This window comes from uncultured Methanobrevibacter sp. (assembly GCF_937881195.1).
Lineage (GTDB): Archaea > Methanobacteriota > Methanobacteria > Methanobacteriales > Methanobacteriaceae > Methanobinarius.
The window spans coordinates 1-17,016 of the sequence record NZ_CALGFC010000004.1 but is presented as its reverse complement, the minus strand read 5'-3'; the positions used below and the strand labels follow the sequence as shown (position 1 = coordinate 17,016).

Here is a 17,016-nt window from a genome sequence, read left to right as displayed (position 1 = left end):
TTGTATTATTATTTTTAGAATTATTTTTGTTTGTATTATTATTTTTAGAATTATTTTTGTTTGTATTATTATTTTTAGAATTATTATTGTTTTTAATATTATTTTTTAAATCATAAGAATGATTTTCTGAATTTATTTTATTTAAGATTTCTTCTTTTTCAGCGATGTCTATTTCGTTTTTAATATAGCTAAGAATGTTTCTTGTAGCATCTTTATGAAGAGGTTTATTTTCATTTCCACATTTTGGAGAATATATACATGATGGACATCCAGATTCGCATTGGCAATTATCAATTAAATCTTTGGTTGATTGGACCAATTGATTAAAAACTTCAATAGCTTTTTCACAAATACCAATTCCACCTTCATAAGCATCATAAATAAATATAGTTGCTTCTTGTGTATCTTCATGATAATTAGTTGATAATCCACCAATATCAAACCTATCACACATTACATGTAATGGGAATAAACCAATTAATCCATGTTCAACACCATGTAAACCTCCAGCAAAAACATCATCCTGATTATACCTATCTTCTAAGCATTTTTTTATTTCATTAGGTATTGTAAACCATATTCCTTTTGTTTTAAATGTTAATGGAGGTAAGTCTAAATTAAAAGTACCAAGAGTTTTGGAAAAATGTAATTTCTTATATTTATGAAAATCTTCAGATACTTCTAATTCACCAAAATGAACTGTAAAATTTCCAATTTTTTCCTTTTTTATTTTAGATTTTATTGAAATATCAACATCTTTTAAAACAATAGTATGATATTCAACAGCTTGTTTATAAACATTAACATATCTTGATTTTAGATTAACACTATCTACGATATATGTTTCTCCTTTATTTATTAAGACAGCTCCTTCATGAGCTTCTCTATAAACTTGCCCTAATTCCATATTTTCGAGTAAGGTTTGATTGTATCTGTTAGAATAATTATTATTAGAATAATTATTAGAATTATTATAATTATCAATATTTTCATTTTTAGAATAATTATTATTAGAACGATTATTAGAATTATCCATATTATTATTGTTAGAATTATTATTTCCATTGATAGACATTACTTTAAATGAATCATTAGATAATTGATCTAAAGAATGTTTAAATGAGGCTTCGTCGTCATGAGAATAAATATATTGTTCTCGTTTGTTTTTAATTAAATCAAAGTTTTCAACTGACTCATTTAATATTGATTCATCACAGTTAAATAGCTCTTTTGCTTCATCAGCAGTAATTGGTAATTCATTAGCTGCACATAGAATATGGGATTTAATAATCATCTTATTATTTAAATCTACAATAGCATTTTCATGTGGTTTATCAAAGAAAAATTCTGGATTTTTCATAAAATACTGATCTAATTGATTTTCAAAAGCTAATAATATAACTACTGATTTTTGATTTCCTCTTCCAGCTCTTCCTGCTTGTTGCCATGTAGAAATCATTGTTCCAGGATATCCTGAGATTATAACTGCATCAAGAGAACCAATATTTATTCCGAGTTCAAGAGCATTGGTACATGTAACTCCTAAATATTTCCTATTTTTTAAACCTTCTTCAATTTCTCTTCTTTCACTAGCTAAATAACCAGCTCTATATGCAGTGATTTTTTCTGCTAAAGGTTTTTTATAAGTTAACATATCCTTTTTAGTCCACATAGCTATAAGCTCTGCGATTTTACGAGATACTGTAAAACAAAGAGTTTGAATATCTTTTAAAAGAAGATATAAAAATATCATTTCTGTTTCTTGATGAATTGACAATCCATCTGTTATTTTAGTCCAATTATCATCACGATTATTAGCTATTGTATCTTCAATAAATTTATCTTCAAAATCTTTAATATTTCCAAGACTTTCAGAATCATTTTCTAAATTATTACTTCCTTTATTTTTTTTCAAATTTTTATAAAAAGGATTGTAAAAAATAAAATCTTTATCACCACTTGGAGAAGTATCATTATCAATAAGACTGAAATCCTCTCCAACAAGCTTATTAGCTAACTCAACAGGATTTGCTAAGGTTGCAGAAGATAGTATAAATTGAGGAGATGAACCATAAAAATTAGCTATTCTTTTAAGTCTTCTTATTAAATAAGCAACATTTGATCCAAAAATACCTTTATAATAATGTGCTTCATCAATAACAATATATTTTAGATTACTATAGAAACGTTTCCATTGATGATGCCAAGATAATATATGGTGTATTTGGTAAGGGTTTGTTAAAACTATTCTTGAATTCTGTCTAATACCATATTTCTTATTTTTTGGAGTATCTCCATCATAAGTAGCTGGTTTTATTTCAAGATCTAAATTTTTTTCAAGATTTTTAAGAATGTTTAGCTGGTCATTAGATAAAGCTTTTGCAGGATAAATATACATTGCAGTAGCTTTTTTATCATTAAGCATTGTTTCAAGTATTGGTAGGTTAAATGCTAATGTTTTTCCTGAAGCTGTAGGAGTTGTAATAATAATATTCTTTTTATTTTGAATTTTTTTATAAGCAATAGCTTGATGTTTATATAAACTAATGTTGTTATTTTCAAGATATTTAGCTATCTTTGGGTTTAAGTTATCCAAATCCATATAAATAGCTTCTTTACCAGGGATTTTTTCTATATGAGCTATTTTATGTCTGAATCTAATATCATTTTTAAACTTATCTATAGCTAATCGTTCCATATGAATCAATATTTCGTCTATTTATTAGTTATACTATGATTTTTAATATTCATTTTCAATCTTGTTTAAATATAGAATTTTTAATCAATTCATTAAATATAAAATTAGGTTTTAAACTTCTTTTTTAATTTTTATTAAACTATATTAATAAAGATTACTTTTTGGTGGGTTTAAAAAAGTTGGGGGTGGTTGGTAATTTCATTAGTATTTTTGAGTATATTTTTTTTATTATGGGGATTATTACTTCTTTTTTCATTATTTCTTTATTACTTTAGTTTTTATATCTTTGCTTGGTCTTAACTTATTTTGTGTTAAATATATTTTTAACAATCCTTTTTTTATTTAAAATACAATTATTTAATAATACAACTTAAATTAATACACTAATATTTATATATAAAATAAACAATAATATATGATATTGATATTCAATTAGAAAGTTATATAAATTTGTATATAAAAAAAGTGTAAAAATTTATAAATAATTTAGATTAATCTTATAATTATTTATAATTAAAATTTTAGGACTTATTTTTATTAGATTTATAATTATAGTATTATAAGTAAAATTTATATTAACAAATTAGTCCTAATAAATTAGGGATTCATAATAGCGCTAATTGTTTAATATTCTTAATAAACCATGAATATAAGAAATTATTGAATAATTAAATATTTTATGTGTGATATATATGAGAATTATGCTTGCATTTGAACCTATGTCTAATTTTAATTATTATAACATTGATAAATATACAATTCAAGGTTTTATTTATAATATTTTGAAACATACTCGTTTTTCTTCTTTTCATAGTATTAATGGATTTAAATTTTTTAATTTTTCTAATATTTTTCCTGTTAATGATTTTGAAAAAGGTAAGTCAAAATCTATTATAATTAGTTCTCCTAATTCAAAATTTATTAAAACTATATATCACAGCTTAAAATCTATCGATGAATTTTATTTAGGGAAGTATAAAATGATTATTAAAAATTTAAAGATTTTTGATTCTTGTCAAAATAACAGGTTTATTTCTAGTACTCCTATTGTTTTATATGAAAATAATCAAACAAATACTTATTTTTCTTTTAGAAAAAATCAAGATTTTGATTTCTTTTTTAATAGAATAAAAGATAATGCAATAAAAAAATACAATGCTTTTTATGATGATGATTACCAGACGGATGATAATTTGTTTGATTCATTTGAGTTTTCAAAAGAAGTTTCGGTACGATTGAATAAGAATAAAAATGATTTTATTATAATTGGTTCACTATGGAAAAATTTAGAAAAAAAGGATTTTAATAATGAAAAAAATAATAAAAAACTTTATAAATTCTTATTAGACACTGGTTTAGGTGAAAAAAATTCTTTGGGATTTGGAATGATAAATAATGTGAGGAAGTAGTATGTTAAATGCATTATATGAACTTGGAAGAACATATATTGAAAAAGAAGGACTTGAAGATTCAGATCTTTTATTGACTACTAATCAAAAAATATCTTCTGTTATTTTAGTCCAATTTAAACATGAGAATAATCAAATTATATATAATCAAGTTAAAATTAAAGAATATATCAATGATGATGCTCATTTATATTTATACAAGAAAGGTCCTTCAAGTGGAGCTAATATAATGCCTTCTTGTTTAATTACGGATGTTGATAAAACATTTAAAAATAAGTTTTTAGGCTGGTTTAAAAAGAATGAAAAAAGTCAAATAAATAGTAATTTAAGTATTAGTCAATTTTATCAAGAAATAGATAGAAATCAAGATAAAATTAAAGAAGACATTTTAAAATCTAAAGAAGGGCTTGATTCAAAATCAAATATTTTATTAACAATTTCTATTGAAGAAAAAGGTCAAATTAATTTTTTAGGAGATTTTGACTTTTTTAAAGATGTTTTAAAAAATAAATCCAGTGAAAAGTACTATAAACAATCAAATGGTCCATTAATGAAAGGTGAAGGCCAATGTTTATTATGTGGAGAAAATAAAGAAGTCATGGGTCTTGTTGCAAATGCCACTGGTTTTTCATTTTCAACAGTAGATAAACCAGGAAACATTCAGGATTTAAATTCTTCAAATCAGTGGAAAATGATTCCAATCTGTTTAGATTGTGCAATAAAATTAGAAGCAGGAAATAAATTTGTAAACAAATATTTATCTTTCAATGAATTTGGGTTAAGATATTATGCTATTCCTAAATTTTTATTTAAAAAAGATGATTTAATAGATGAGATATTTGATTATTATATCGAAGATGTTGATAAAACATTGAGTTATTATAATACAATAGCTACAAGAGAGGATGAACTCATAGAAGATCTTGAAGAATTGAATAACCTTGTTGAATTTAAATTCTTTTTCTATGAGAAAACTAATAGTGCATTTAACATACTGGGAAATGTTGAAAGTATTACTCCATCTTGGATTAACCATTTAAGACTATCTCAACAAGAAATATTAAAATCTCCCATATTTCAAGAAGATATTGTTAAAGAAATATTTAAAAAAGATCATAAAGGCAATTTTTTAGAATTGTATAATTTAAAGAGAGATTATAATACTGTAGATAAAAATAATTGGTTGTTTGGATTTTTAAGAGATTTTTATAATAGTGAATATACTAAATATTATATTGAGTTAGTTAATTCTATTTTTAGTGGAAATAAAGTTAATTTTGATTTTATTTTAGATTATGCAATGAAGAAAATTAGAACTATTTTTAGAAATGATAATGAGTATATTGTTAAAATTTTAGCTATAGAAACTTTAATGTTATTTAAAATTTTAAAAAAATTAAATTTAAACTTAAATGGTGATATTGTGGATGAAAATGTTAATAATGAGAATAATGATGAAACAACCAATAAATTATTAAATCTGTTGCAAGAATTAGATACTCATGCTAAAAAAGCAAGTTTTTTACTTGGTGTACTTACAAATAAATTGGTTTATATTCAATTCAAAGAGTTAGGATCAACTCCATTTACTAATAAACTTTGGGGTTTATCTTTAGATGAGAAAAAGATTCAAAAACTCTACCCATTAGTACTTAATAAATTAATTGAATACAAAAGTAATTACTATGGTGATTTAGAAGTAGAAATTTCTAAAAATTTGCTTGAAGCTAATAATAACTGGAAATTAACTCGTGATGAAACTAGTTTTTACTTTACTCTTGGTTATACATTAAGTAAACTATATAAAAATGAGAAAAAGGTTGATATAGAAGGATTAATTTCTATTGAAGAATAATTTTTTAATCTTTTTTAAATAAATTAATAATCTTAAAAAATGAACTAATGCTACATAATAATGAATTTAAATAAATTTAATTGATGGTGATAATATGAACAGGTCAGAAATTTTGTTTTTATATGATATTGCAGATGCTAATCCAAATGGGGATCCTTTAGATGATAATAAGCCAAGATTAGATGAAGAAACTGAAATAAATATTGTAACTGATGTTCGTCTTAAAAGAACAATAAGAGATTATTTAGCGGAATATAAAAATCAAGAACTATTTGTTAAAGAAGTTAAAGATGATGAAGGAATAATTCAAGATGCTAAGTTAAGAGCTGAAGATTATCTTGACAAAAAAGATGATGAAAAAGGGTATTCCAATATTCAAGAAGCTAAAAACTCTATGAAAACTAATATTTTAGAAAAATGTATTGATGTGAGGCTTTTTGGAGCAACTATTCCATTAGATGTTAAAATAGGCAAAAAGAAACAAACTGGTTCAATCACTTTAACTGGTCCTGTACAATTTAGACTAGGTAGGTCATTACATAAAGTCGAAATTAATCATATTAAAGGAACAGGAGCTTTTGCATCAGGCAAAGGAAAATCTCAAGCTACTTTCAGAGAAGAATATATTCTTCCTTACTCTTTAATAGGTTTTTATGGAATTGTTAATGAAAAAGCTGCAAAATCTACTTATTTGACTGATGAAGATGTTAATTTGCTAATTGATGGAATTTGGAATGGAACAAAAAATTTAATTTCTCGTTCTAAATTTGGCCAAGTTCCAAGATTACTGATTCAAATAGAATATAATGAAGAAAACTATTTTATTGGTGATTTAGATAAACAAGTATCTTTAACCCATAATTTAGATAATGATAAGCAGATTAGAAGTATTAATGATTATGAATTGAATATTGATAATATTTTAACTTTAATTGATGAAAATAAAGATAAAATAAACAAAATTCATGTTAAAATAGATTCAAATCTCAAATTTGAAAATATTGAAGATTTAAAATCTGAAATTGAAAATCTTTCTGTTGATGTTGAAGAAATAACTTTATAGGTGAATCCAATGACTAAAAATGCTTTGGTCTTTGATATTTGGGCAAATCATGCTTATTTTAGAAAAGGATATACTGCTACATCTACCATATCTTATCCATTTCCAAGTAGAACTACTATTTCGGGTATTATTGCAGCAATACTTGGTCTTGAAAGAGATAGTTATTATGATTTATTTAATGAAAATAATAGTAAGATAAGTATCGCTATTTTAAACCCAATTAAAAAGTTTAGAATGAATTTAAATTATATTAACACTAAAGAGGGTTGGATTCTGTCGGATATTAATAAGCAAGGAAAAAGAACTCAAGTTCGAGCTGAATTTTTAAAAGATGTAAAGTATAGAATTTATGTGTGTCTTAAAGATGAAAAGAAAATGAAAGAACTTTTTGATTTAATTTCTAATCATAAATCCGTTTATACTCCTTTTTTAGGTGTTAGTGAATGTATTGCTAATTTTAAACTTGTTGGAGACGGTTTATTTTCTATCGAAGAATTATTTATCAATAATGAAGGCATTTCAATTAAAAGTGTTGTTCCCACTGATTCAAATCTGTTAATAGAGTCTGGAAAGAAATATGGGACTATCAAATCTCCAGGATTTATGAATAATGAGAGAATAGTAACTTCTTATATTGAGTATTACTATGAAGAAAATGGGAAGCCTATAAAAATATCTAACCAAAGTTATTATAAAGTAGGTAAAGATAATGTCCTATTCTTCTAATTTTTTTTCTCATCCTTGCATTAAATTAACAGATCATTTGTTAAATGTAGCAAATAATTCAAATAATATATTAAAAGAATCTAATTTTGAAGGTAATGAATTTTTATCGCGAATTTCTTTTATTATTGGCATTTCTCATGATTTTGCAAAAGCTACTTCTTTTTTTCAAGAATATTTATTTGATCATTCTAAAAAAACAAAAAAAGCTAATCATGGTTTTCTCTCTGCTGTTTTTACATATTATAATATTAATAATTATTTAAAAGATTTAAACAAAAATAAATTTAATATTCCTACTTTTATAAATGAAATATATGATCTATTGCCTGTATTATCTTATTTAATTGTTTTAAGGCATCATGGTAACTTAAAAAATCTTAAAGATAGTAATGGTGAAATTGAAAATATTAAAGAAAACTTTGATGATTTGAAAATTCAGATAAATGACATTAATAATCAAAATTTGGATGAGTTAAATAATTTTTATAATGAATATGATATTAATATTAATGTTTTTATTGAAAATTTTAATGATTTTAAAAAATTAATTTTAAAAAGCTTAAGAAGATTATATTTGTCTAAAAATATTGATAACTATCTTATTTTAACTCTTTTATATTCTACTTTATTGGATGGAGATAAATTAGATGCTTCTAAAACAGATATGATAGAAAGAATTGAAATTCCAAATGATATTGTTGATAAATTTAAAAATGACATTTTTAGAGATTTTAACGGAATTAATAAAATTCGAGAAGAAGCTTATAATGAAATTTCAAATAAATTAGATGATTTAAATATAGAAAAAGATAAAATATTTTCTATTGAACTACCTACTGGTTGTGGGAAAACTTTAACAGCTTTTTCATTTGTTTTGAAGTTACGAGAAAAAATAAGAGAAAACAATAATTTTACACCAAGAATCATTTATTCTTTACCATTTTTAAGTATAATTGATCAAAATGAGAATGTTATTAAAGAAATTCTAAATGAGAATGATTTAAATGGCTCAAATATTCTATTAAAACATAATTATTTATCTGATATGAACTACAAAATTGATGAATTTGAATATAATCAAAATCAAGCTCAACTTTTAACAGAAGGATGGTACTCTGAAATAGTTATTACAACATTTATACAGCTATTTTATTCTTTGATTTCTAATAAAAATAGATCTTTAAGAAAGTTCCATAATATTACAAATTCTATAATTCTTCTTGATGAAATTCAATCTATTCCATACAAATTTTGGCCTTTAATTAATGTAATTTTAACAGAATTATCAAAAAAATTTAATTCATGGATTATTTTAATGACAGCTACTCAACCATTAATATTTAAAGAAAATAAAGAGATTTTGCCACTTGTTTCAAATAAAGACTATTACTTTAAAAAATTTAATAGGGTAAACTTTAACTTTGATTTAGAAAGTAAAACTATTGGAGATTTTGAAGAAGAAATAATTGATACTATTGAGAATAATCCTGATAAAGACATATTATTTGTTTTAAACACAATAAACTCATCAAATGATATTTATAGTATTATTAAAGATTATTTTTATAAGAATTATTATAATAAAGATTATTTTGATGGTGAAAATTTTGATATAGATGAAAATGGAGTTTTAAACATTGATGGAACTGATTTAATCTATTTATCTACCAATATAATACCAAAACACAGATTAAATAAAATTAACCATATAAAAACCTCTAAAAATAGAAAAATAATAATTTCAACTCAATTAATTGAAGCAGGTGTAGATATTAGTGTTGATATAGTTTATCGTGATTTTGCTCCATTAGATTCAATTATTCAGACTGGTGGAAGATGTAATAGAAACTACTCTTCTGATAAAGGAGAAGTAAATATTATTAATCTTGTAAATGACAAAAATAAATCTTTTTCAAACTTTGTTTATGATAAAATTTTACTACAATCAACAAATGCAACTATTGGTGGAAAAGAAAAAATTAAAGAAAAAGATTTTAGTCAACTTTCCAATGAATATTACATTGAAATACTAAAATATGCCAATCAAGAACAATCAAAGGAAATTTTAAATACAATTAAAAAATTATATTTATCAAATATGCAAAATGAGTTTAAAATTTTGGATTCAAAAAATATGCCAAAAATCGATGTTTTTGTAAATGTTGATGATGAATCTAATGAAATTTGGGAGAAATTTGAAGAAATTAACAATAAATTTGAAAATAAAGAAATAAAATCATTCGAAAAGAAAAATGAATTTTTAAATATAAAAAGTGATTTTTATAAATATATAATCTCTGTAAGTACTAAAAATTTTGGAACACTAAATTTGCATAATGAATGGTTAGGATTAATTGATTTTACAAATGGAATAGTTGATAAATATGATATTGAAACAGGTTTTATTAATGAAAAAGAGGAAGATCCTTTTATTATTTAATTGTTGGTGATATTATTTATATTAGTGGTGTAATGGTTCAATATTATATTTCTTGTAAGAGAGAACTTTGGTTTTATGCTAATAGAATTAATATGAACTATAATAATGAAGATATAACTATTGGTAATTTAATACATGAAAAGAGTTATAGTAGAGAAAATAAAGAAATTCATTTTGAGAATATGGCTTTTGATTTTGTTAAAAAGAAAGAGGGAATCACAATTTTTGAAGTTAAGAAGTCTAGTAAACTTACTGAACCTGCTAAGTATCAATTATTATATTATTTATATAACATGAAAAAAAGTGGAATTGATGCAAGAGGTATTTTAGTATATCCTGAAGAGAGGAAAAGAGAAAAAATTCAACTTACAAGTGACTTAGAAGAAGAAATGGAAGATATTATTGAAAGTATTGAAGAAATTGTTTCTTTTAACAAGCCTCCTATTGCAGAAAAGAAACACTATTGTAAAAAATGTTCATTTTATGAGCTATGCATGGTTTAAATTAAATTTAAAATTATTTATGGGGAATATATATGAAAAAGCCATTGTATATAAATAGTCATGGAAAAATTAGTAGAAAAGGAAATACTCTTTTTTTTCAGAGTATGGCTGATGAGAAGAAACCATTACCAATTCATGCAATAAGTGAAATTAATTGCCATGGGAAAGTTTCATTTAGTTCGGGTGCTGCGACAATATTAATGAAAGAGGGTATTCCAACAAATTTTTTTAATAAATATGGTTTTTATGAAGGATCACTTTATCCGAAAATTAATCTTAATTCTGGTTTTGTTGTGGTAAAACAATCTGAATATTATTTAAATAATGAAAAAAGGAGGTTTATAGCTTCCGAGTTTGTTAAGGCTATTAAACATAATACAAAAACTATATTAAAATATTATAAAAAGAAAGGAAAGGAATTAGATTTTTTTATTAATAATATAGAAAAAGAAGAAATTGAAGGAGATATTCCTCAAATTATGAGTTGTGAAGGGAGAATATGGAATAATTTTTATCAAAGCTTTAATGGGATATTAAGGAGGTTTGAATTTGATAAAAGAGAAATAAGACCTCCAACTACTGAATTAAATGCTTTAATTTCCTTTGGTAACTCTCTTTTATATGGAACTTGCCTTTCAGAAATATACCATACATATTTACATCCTTCTGTGAGTTTTTTACATGAACCTTCTGAACGAAGATTTTCGTTAGCATTAGATTTAGCAGATATTTTTAAACCAATAATTGTAAGTAGAACTATATTTAAATTGATAAATAATAATATGATTTCAGAAAAGCATTTTCAAAAAGATATAGGTATTTTGTTAAATGAAAAAGGAAGACAAATATTTTTATCAGAATATCAAAAAAAATTAGAAACTACAATTAAACATCAAACTTTAAATAAAAAAGTTTCTTATAAATATTTAATTAGATTAGAATGTTATAAATTAATCAAGCATATATTAGGTGATAAAAAATATGAAAGTTTTAGGATGTGGTGGTGATGTATGTGGTAATAGTATATGATGTTGGAGTTGAGAGGGTGAATAAAGTTCATAAATATTTGAGAACAGTATTATTTTGGGTTCAAAATTCAGTTTTTGAAGGAGAATTATCTAAATCCCAATTAAAAAAAGTTAAATCTGATTTAAATGAAATTATTGAATCAGATATAGACTCTCTAATTTTTTTTCAGTTCCCAGAAAAATTTTCAAAAAAAGAAATTTTGGGTGTAGAAAAGAATCGTATTGATTTTGTTATTTAATTTAAGATATATATTAATTTATAAAAATATATATTTATTTAATTTTTATTTTTTAGTCTACCTTTATATTATAGTAACATAATTATATGTAGACTTTTATAAGATATTTATACGGCATTTTTTATCGATCTATTTGAAAAATAGGGAAATTTTTGCCCCGGTTTAAAAAGGACTTAATAGTATGGAAACTTAAAAAGAAATTTTTTGTTTAATAATTTTATATCTGTTTAAAAAGGACTTAATAGTATGGAAACGCAATGAAGAATTATTACTACCAACAACAATAGTTCGTTTAAAAAGGACTTAATAGTATGGAAACCAAAAAAAGACGTAGAAGATATAGTCGACACAGTTCAAGTTTAAAAAGGACTTAATAGTATGGAAACACCTATTTCCTTTCCAATCTACAAGAGTAATATTAAGTTTAAAAAGGACTTAATAGTATGGAAACGAAATTAGTGATGATTTAAAAAATGGAAATGAAACTGGTTTAAAAAGGACTTAATAGTATGGAAACGAATTAATAATTTAAATAATACAATAATTTTTTTAAAGTTTAAAAAGGACTTAATAGTATGGAAACAACACCTATCTTTATGATGTGATAATTAATTATATCATGTTTAAAAAGGACTTAATAGTATGGAAACAGTATAAATATTGAAAATTACAGTATATCGTCAAATAAGTTTAAAAAGGACTTAATAGTATGGAAACGGTGTTTAAATGAATGAAATGTATAAATATTATAGCTAGTTTAAAAAGGACTTAATAGTATGGAAACAACATAATGACATAGTAGATGAGAATAGCGACATAATGGTTTAAAAAGGACTTAATAGTATGGAAACAACCCAGTCCATTGTAATAACTGTTCAACATCATTAAGTTTAAAAAGGACTTAATAGTATGGAAACTAACATCCCCTTGTCGGTCTGTTATCCCATTAATCATGTTTAAAAAGGACTTAATAGTATGGAAACAACAAAGACTTAGACATCACAACAACACATGATAAAGTTTAAAAAGGACTTAATAGTATGGAAACGAAGCTCTGAAAAACACTACCCTTAAACTAGATTGGGTTTAAAAAGGACTTAATAGTATGGAAACGGTGGTAAAAAACCCTCTGAAAACAAGGCAGATGAAGGTTTAAAAAGGACTTAATAGTATGGAAACGTAACAACCCACAAAGGACGATTACCATTATTCTGAAGTTTAAAAAGGACTTAATAGTATGGAAACAACATTTGAATATTTAATAATACTTCTCTAATATCTTTGTTTAAAAAGGACTTAATAGTATGGAAACCATGGAAAATAATCATTATAATGGAAATATAATTTTGTTTAAAAAGGACTTAATAGTATGGAAACTTCATTATTTATCATTCATTATATATGTCATTTCATTGTTTAAAAAGGACTTAATAGTATGGAAACACATTAATTTCTATAATGTCTTTAATATTTATAGTATGTTTAAAAAGGACTTAATAGTATGGAAACTAAAGATACTGGCACTAGTAAGATTTACTTAGTGATAGTGTTTAAAAAGGACTTAATAGTATGGAAACTATATATGTATGTCGGTCTTCAGTTACCATCATCAGAGTTTAAAAAGGACTTAATAGTATGGAAACCTGTCATCATTTGGTTGTGTTTGAAATTGGTATTGGTGTTTAAAAAGGACTTAATAGTATGGAAACATTTCACAAACAACATGATAATAATAGCAGTACACCGTTTAAAAAGGACTTAATAGTATGGAAACTAAGATAATACACCACCTACATAATTATAAGCATCTTGTTTAAAAAGGACTTAATAGTATGGAAACATCCGACCAGTAAAACAAGCTGAAAAATACAACACTGTTTAAAAAGGACTTAATAGTATGGAAACCTCTTAATGATACTAATGGTTGTGATGAGTTTGATGATAGAGGTTTAAAAAGGACTTAATAGTATGGAAACGAGGAAAGGAAAATAGTAGCATTAGAAAGTATAGCTGAGTTTAAAAAGGACTTAATAGTATGGAAACGTGATAGCGAGTATTATAATTACATACAAATAATTAAGTTTAAAAAGGACTTAATAGTATGGAAACCCAAGGTTAAAAAAAAATAAAGCAACTTCAAGAAATAAGTTTAAAAAGGACTTAATAGTATGGAAACCCAATAACAGACCAACCAGACCTAAAACCAACCATAGAAGTTTAAAAAGGACTTAATAGTATGGAAACATGTTATTATACTATAATATATTTAACTCTTCAATATGTTTAAAAAGGACTTAATAGTATGGAAACTGAGTATGCCTAAAAAACCTATGATTATGGTTATGTAGGTTTAAAAAGGACTTAATAGTATGGAAACATATTGTCTGATGTTCCATTTGCTAGTACTATGTCGGTTGGTTTAAAAAGGACTTAATAGTATGGAAACTTGTCTATTTTAATTTCATTAATAAATTTTTTATAGAGTTTAAAAAGGACTTAATAGTATGGAAACATAAGAGGGTTGGTTGTGTTGTTTGTTACACTTGTATGTTTAAAAAGGACTTAATAGTATGGAAACGATAATAGACACAATTAAAAAAGCACACAATACAAAGTTTAAAAAGGACTTAATAGTATGGAAACTACATTTACATTTCCAGTTACTTTCTTTCTGAAATTTTAAGTTTAAAAAGGACTTAATAGTATGGAAACCACTTTAAGGGTAGCTGGGGCTATTTTTATTTTTTGGTGTTTAAAAAGGACTTAATAGTATGGAAACCCATTTGTTTTTTTAGTCATTAGGCTTGTTAATCCGGTTTAAAAAGGACTTAATAGTATGGAAACACTGTTGATTATACTCTTCCTACTCTTTTAGAATCTGGTTTAAAAAGGACTTAATAGTATGGAAACGGTATGTTCCATTGTAGCCATCATGATTATAATAATATAGTTTAAAAAGGACTTAATAGTATGGAAACGTCATTGAATAACAAATTTCTTTAACAATCGTAAATGCGTTTAAAAAGGACTTAATAGTATGGAAACGTTGTTGAACTAAGATATATGAATGACTTAAAAGAATAGTTTAAAAAGGACTTAATAGTATGGAAACTGTACTCAACTAACTCCCCATTCATTGAAGGAACTGGTTTAAAAAGGACTTAATAGTATGGAAACAAGGTTATGTTCTTTTTATTGATAGAGAAACATTAAGTTTAAAAAGGACTTAATAGTATGGAAACATAAAAGTATTAAGAAATAAAGAATATTCTTTTTATGAGTTTAAAAAGGACTTAATAGTATGGAAACGAGGAACCAAGAGGGTTCATAGGTCCAGTGATACTCGAGTTTAAAAAGGACTTAATAGTATGGAAACTGTGTAATCACTCCTTTAATGTTAATATAATATGTTGGTTTAAAAAGGACTTAATAGTATGGAAACAAATATTTTTTTGGTGATAAAATGATAGATAAATTTTGTTTAAAAAGGACTTAATAGTATGGAAACAAAATATGAGTATCATTAGTATTCATATATTTTTTAATGTTTAAAAAGGACTTAATAGTATGGAAACTCTATAGTTTCAACTTCATATTTATTTTTAATATCATGTTTAAAAAGGACTTAATAGTATGGAAACTTCCTATTTTCATGAATAATGATATTTGAAACCTCCTTGGGTTTAAAAAGGACTTAATAGTATGGAAACTTAGTTAATTCTTTAGAAATCGATAAAAATAAGATAGGTTTAAAAAGGACTTAATAGTATGGAAACTTAATGATAGCTTGGTAAATATCATCATCATATAACTCTTTGTTTAAAAAGGACTTAATAGTATGGAAACTTGTAGTGGTGGACAGCATTTTGTGGAACTTAAAAATGTTTAAAAAGGACTTAATAGTATGGAAACTTTTTAAGATAGATTATATAGTTAATAGCTATTAATGTTTAAAAAGGACTTAATAGTATGGAAACTATAGTAACTATTAGCTATACTATGCACATTAATATCGTTTAAAAAGGACTTAATAGTATGGAAACATATAAATGTTTGTTTGACCTGTTGCTGTTGATAAAAGTTTAAAAAGGACTTAATAGTATGGAAACTGAAAAAGACCAAATCATACAGATATTTTTCAAAAAGTTTAAAAAGGACTTAATAGTATGGAAACACCTCTCCACTAACATCTTCTTTATTAACTACTTTATGTTTAAAAAGGACTTAATAGTATGGAAACTAATGTTTCTGAACTTGATGACGGATATACAGAATTAAGTTTAAAAAGGACTTAATAGTATGGAAACGGGAAAATTGAGCATAGACTAGAATATAAAGATTTTGTTTAAAAAGGACTTAATAGTATGGAAACTGTCTTCTAAGTTTAATGTTCTAACATAGATAGGGTAGTTTAAAAAGGACTTAATAGTATGGAAACCAATATGAGGAATTATATTATAATGAACACACACACCGTTTAAAAAGGACTTAATAGTATGGAAACTTAAAAGAATTAAAACAACTACAAAAAAAAGTGGAAAGTTTAAAAAGGACTTAATAGTATGGAAACTATGTATTGTACTGGTGGAAAGCCAAAAATAAAAGAGTTTAAAAAGGACTTAATAGTATGGAAACAAATGAAAAATAAAACAGATAGTAGCTACAAATTAACTGTTTAAAAAGGAATCAATTCTTTTTTAAGGATGTTTTTTTTTTTAGTTGTTTCTTCTTATGTTTGTTTTGTTTTTTCTTTGAGGTAGTTGAATAGTTCGTTTGATGGGTATCCTCTGTCGAATATTAGTATTATTTCATTGTTTTTAAATAGTTTTAATGTGTTTTTTATGTTTTTGTAGGCTAGTTCTTTTTCGCTGGTTTGGTATGGTGCTATTTGGAAGTCTATCATCATGTTATTAAGACAGTCGTATATTCCGCTTGTTTGTGCTTTTAATTTGATGAATTTGTTGTGGCTTCCTTTTATGCCTCCGAATTCTTTCATTAGATTTTTATTGTTGGGTAGGTCTGTTAGTGATCCGTCAATAGCTAGTAATTTGTATT

10 protein-coding genes and 1 CRISPR repeat array are annotated in these 17,016 nt (G+C 24.5%); of the genes, 8 read left to right on the top strand and 2 right to left on the bottom strand.

All coding sequences use genetic code 11. The features are described from left to right. A partial coding sequence (locus tag Q0087_RS00365) for a DEAD/DEAH box helicase (RefSeq protein WP_297897054.1) occupies nucleotides 1-2,698 on the bottom strand: 2,698 nt, incomplete at its 3' end. Between the two features lie 692 nt (nucleotides 2,699-3,390). Here Q0087_RS00365 and cas6 point away from each other — a divergent pair. The 8 genes from cas6 (at nucleotide 3,391) to cas2 (ending at nucleotide 11,961) form a co-directional block, all read left to right on the top strand. Continuing rightward, complete coding sequence (gene cas6 / locus Q0087_RS00360) at nucleotides 3,391-4,107, top strand: CRISPR-associated endoribonuclease Cas6 (protein ID WP_297897051.1); 717 nt, start codon at nucleotides 3,391-3,393, stop codon at nucleotides 4,105-4,107. Between the two features lies 1 nt (nucleotide 4,108). Next, the gene (locus Q0087_RS00355) at nucleotides 4,109-5,962 is read left to right on the top strand and encodes a TIGR02556 family CRISPR-associated protein (RefSeq protein WP_297897048.1); all 1,854 of its coding nucleotides are present in this window, start codon (nucleotides 4,109-4,111) and stop codon (nucleotides 5,960-5,962) included. A 94-nt stretch (nucleotides 5,963-6,056) separates the two neighbouring features. Continuing rightward, nucleotides 6,057-7,025, top strand: a complete 969-nt coding sequence (cas7b, locus tag Q0087_RS00350; protein WP_297897046.1) for a type I-B CRISPR-associated protein Cas7/Csh2 — start codon at nucleotides 6,057-6,059, stop codon at nucleotides 7,023-7,025. Between the two features lie 9 nt (nucleotides 7,026-7,034). Beyond that, a complete protein-coding gene (cas5b, locus tag Q0087_RS00345; RefSeq protein WP_297897045.1) occupies nucleotides 7,035-7,751 on the top strand; it encodes a type I-B CRISPR-associated protein Cas5b in 717 nt (238 codons plus the stop codon). Between the two features lie 37 nt (nucleotides 7,752-7,788). Further along, entirely contained in the window at nucleotides 7,789-10,191 is a 2,403-nt protein-coding gene (locus Q0087_RS00340) for a CRISPR-associated endonuclease Cas3'' (protein WP_297897042.1), read from the top strand. A gap of 32 nt (nucleotides 10,192-10,223) precedes the next feature. Continuing rightward, nucleotides 10,224-10,694 carry a CRISPR-associated protein Cas4 gene (cas4, locus tag Q0087_RS00335; RefSeq protein ID WP_297897039.1) on the top strand — a complete coding sequence of 157 codons (471 nt, stop codon included), beginning with the start codon at nucleotides 10,224-10,226 and terminating at the stop codon, nucleotides 10,692-10,694. A gap of 32 nt (nucleotides 10,695-10,726) precedes the next feature. Then, the gene (gene cas1b / locus Q0087_RS00330) at nucleotides 10,727-11,701 is read left to right on the top strand and encodes a type I-B CRISPR-associated endonuclease Cas1b (protein WP_297897037.1); all 975 of its coding nucleotides are present in this window, start codon (nucleotides 10,727-10,729) and stop codon (nucleotides 11,699-11,701) included. Continuing rightward, nucleotides 11,701-11,961, top strand: coding sequence for a CRISPR-associated endonuclease Cas2 (cas2, locus tag Q0087_RS00325; RefSeq protein WP_297897036.1), 261 nt, complete (start codon nucleotides 11,701-11,703; stop codon nucleotides 11,959-11,961). Before cas1b ends, cas2 begins: the two co-directional genes overlap by 1 nt. Before the next feature lie 160 nt (nucleotides 11,962-12,121). Continuing rightward, a CRISPR array of direct repeats spans nucleotides 12,122-16,663; the repeat unit is 29 nt; unit sequence GTTTAAAAAGGACTTAATAGTATGGAAAC. 27 nt (nucleotides 16,664-16,690) lie between these two features. Here cas2 and Q0087_RS00320 read toward each other — a convergent pair. Next, nucleotides 16,691-17,016 (bottom strand): hypothetical protein (locus Q0087_RS00320; RefSeq protein WP_297897033.1); only part of this gene is annotated, 326 nt, incomplete at its 5' end.

What these genes read in the sequence shown, in the direction of transcription:
- cas6 (WP_297897051.1), top strand. Translation starts at nt 3,391, where the DNA reads ATGAGAATTATGCTTGCATTTGAACCTATGTCTAATTTTAATTATTAT.
- Q0087_RS00355 (WP_297897048.1), top strand. Translation starts at nt 4,109, where the DNA reads ATGTTAAATGCATTATATGAACTTGGAAGAACATATATTGAAAAAGAA.
- cas7b (WP_297897046.1), top strand. Translation starts at nt 6,057, where the DNA reads ATGAACAGGTCAGAAATTTTGTTTTTATATGATATTGCAGATGCTAAT.
- cas5b (WP_297897045.1), top strand. Translation starts at nt 7,035, where the DNA reads ATGACTAAAAATGCTTTGGTCTTTGATATTTGGGCAAATCATGCTTAT.
- cas4 (WP_297897039.1), top strand. Translation starts at nt 10,224, where the DNA reads ATGGTTCAATATTATATTTCTTGTAAGAGAGAACTTTGGTTTTATGCT.
- cas1b (WP_297897037.1), top strand. Translation starts at nt 10,727, where the DNA reads ATGAAAAAGCCATTGTATATAAATAGTCATGGAAAAATTAGTAGAAAA.
- cas2 (WP_297897036.1), top strand. Translation starts at nt 11,701, where the DNA reads ATGTATGTGGTAATAGTATATGATGTTGGAGTTGAGAGGGTGAATAAA.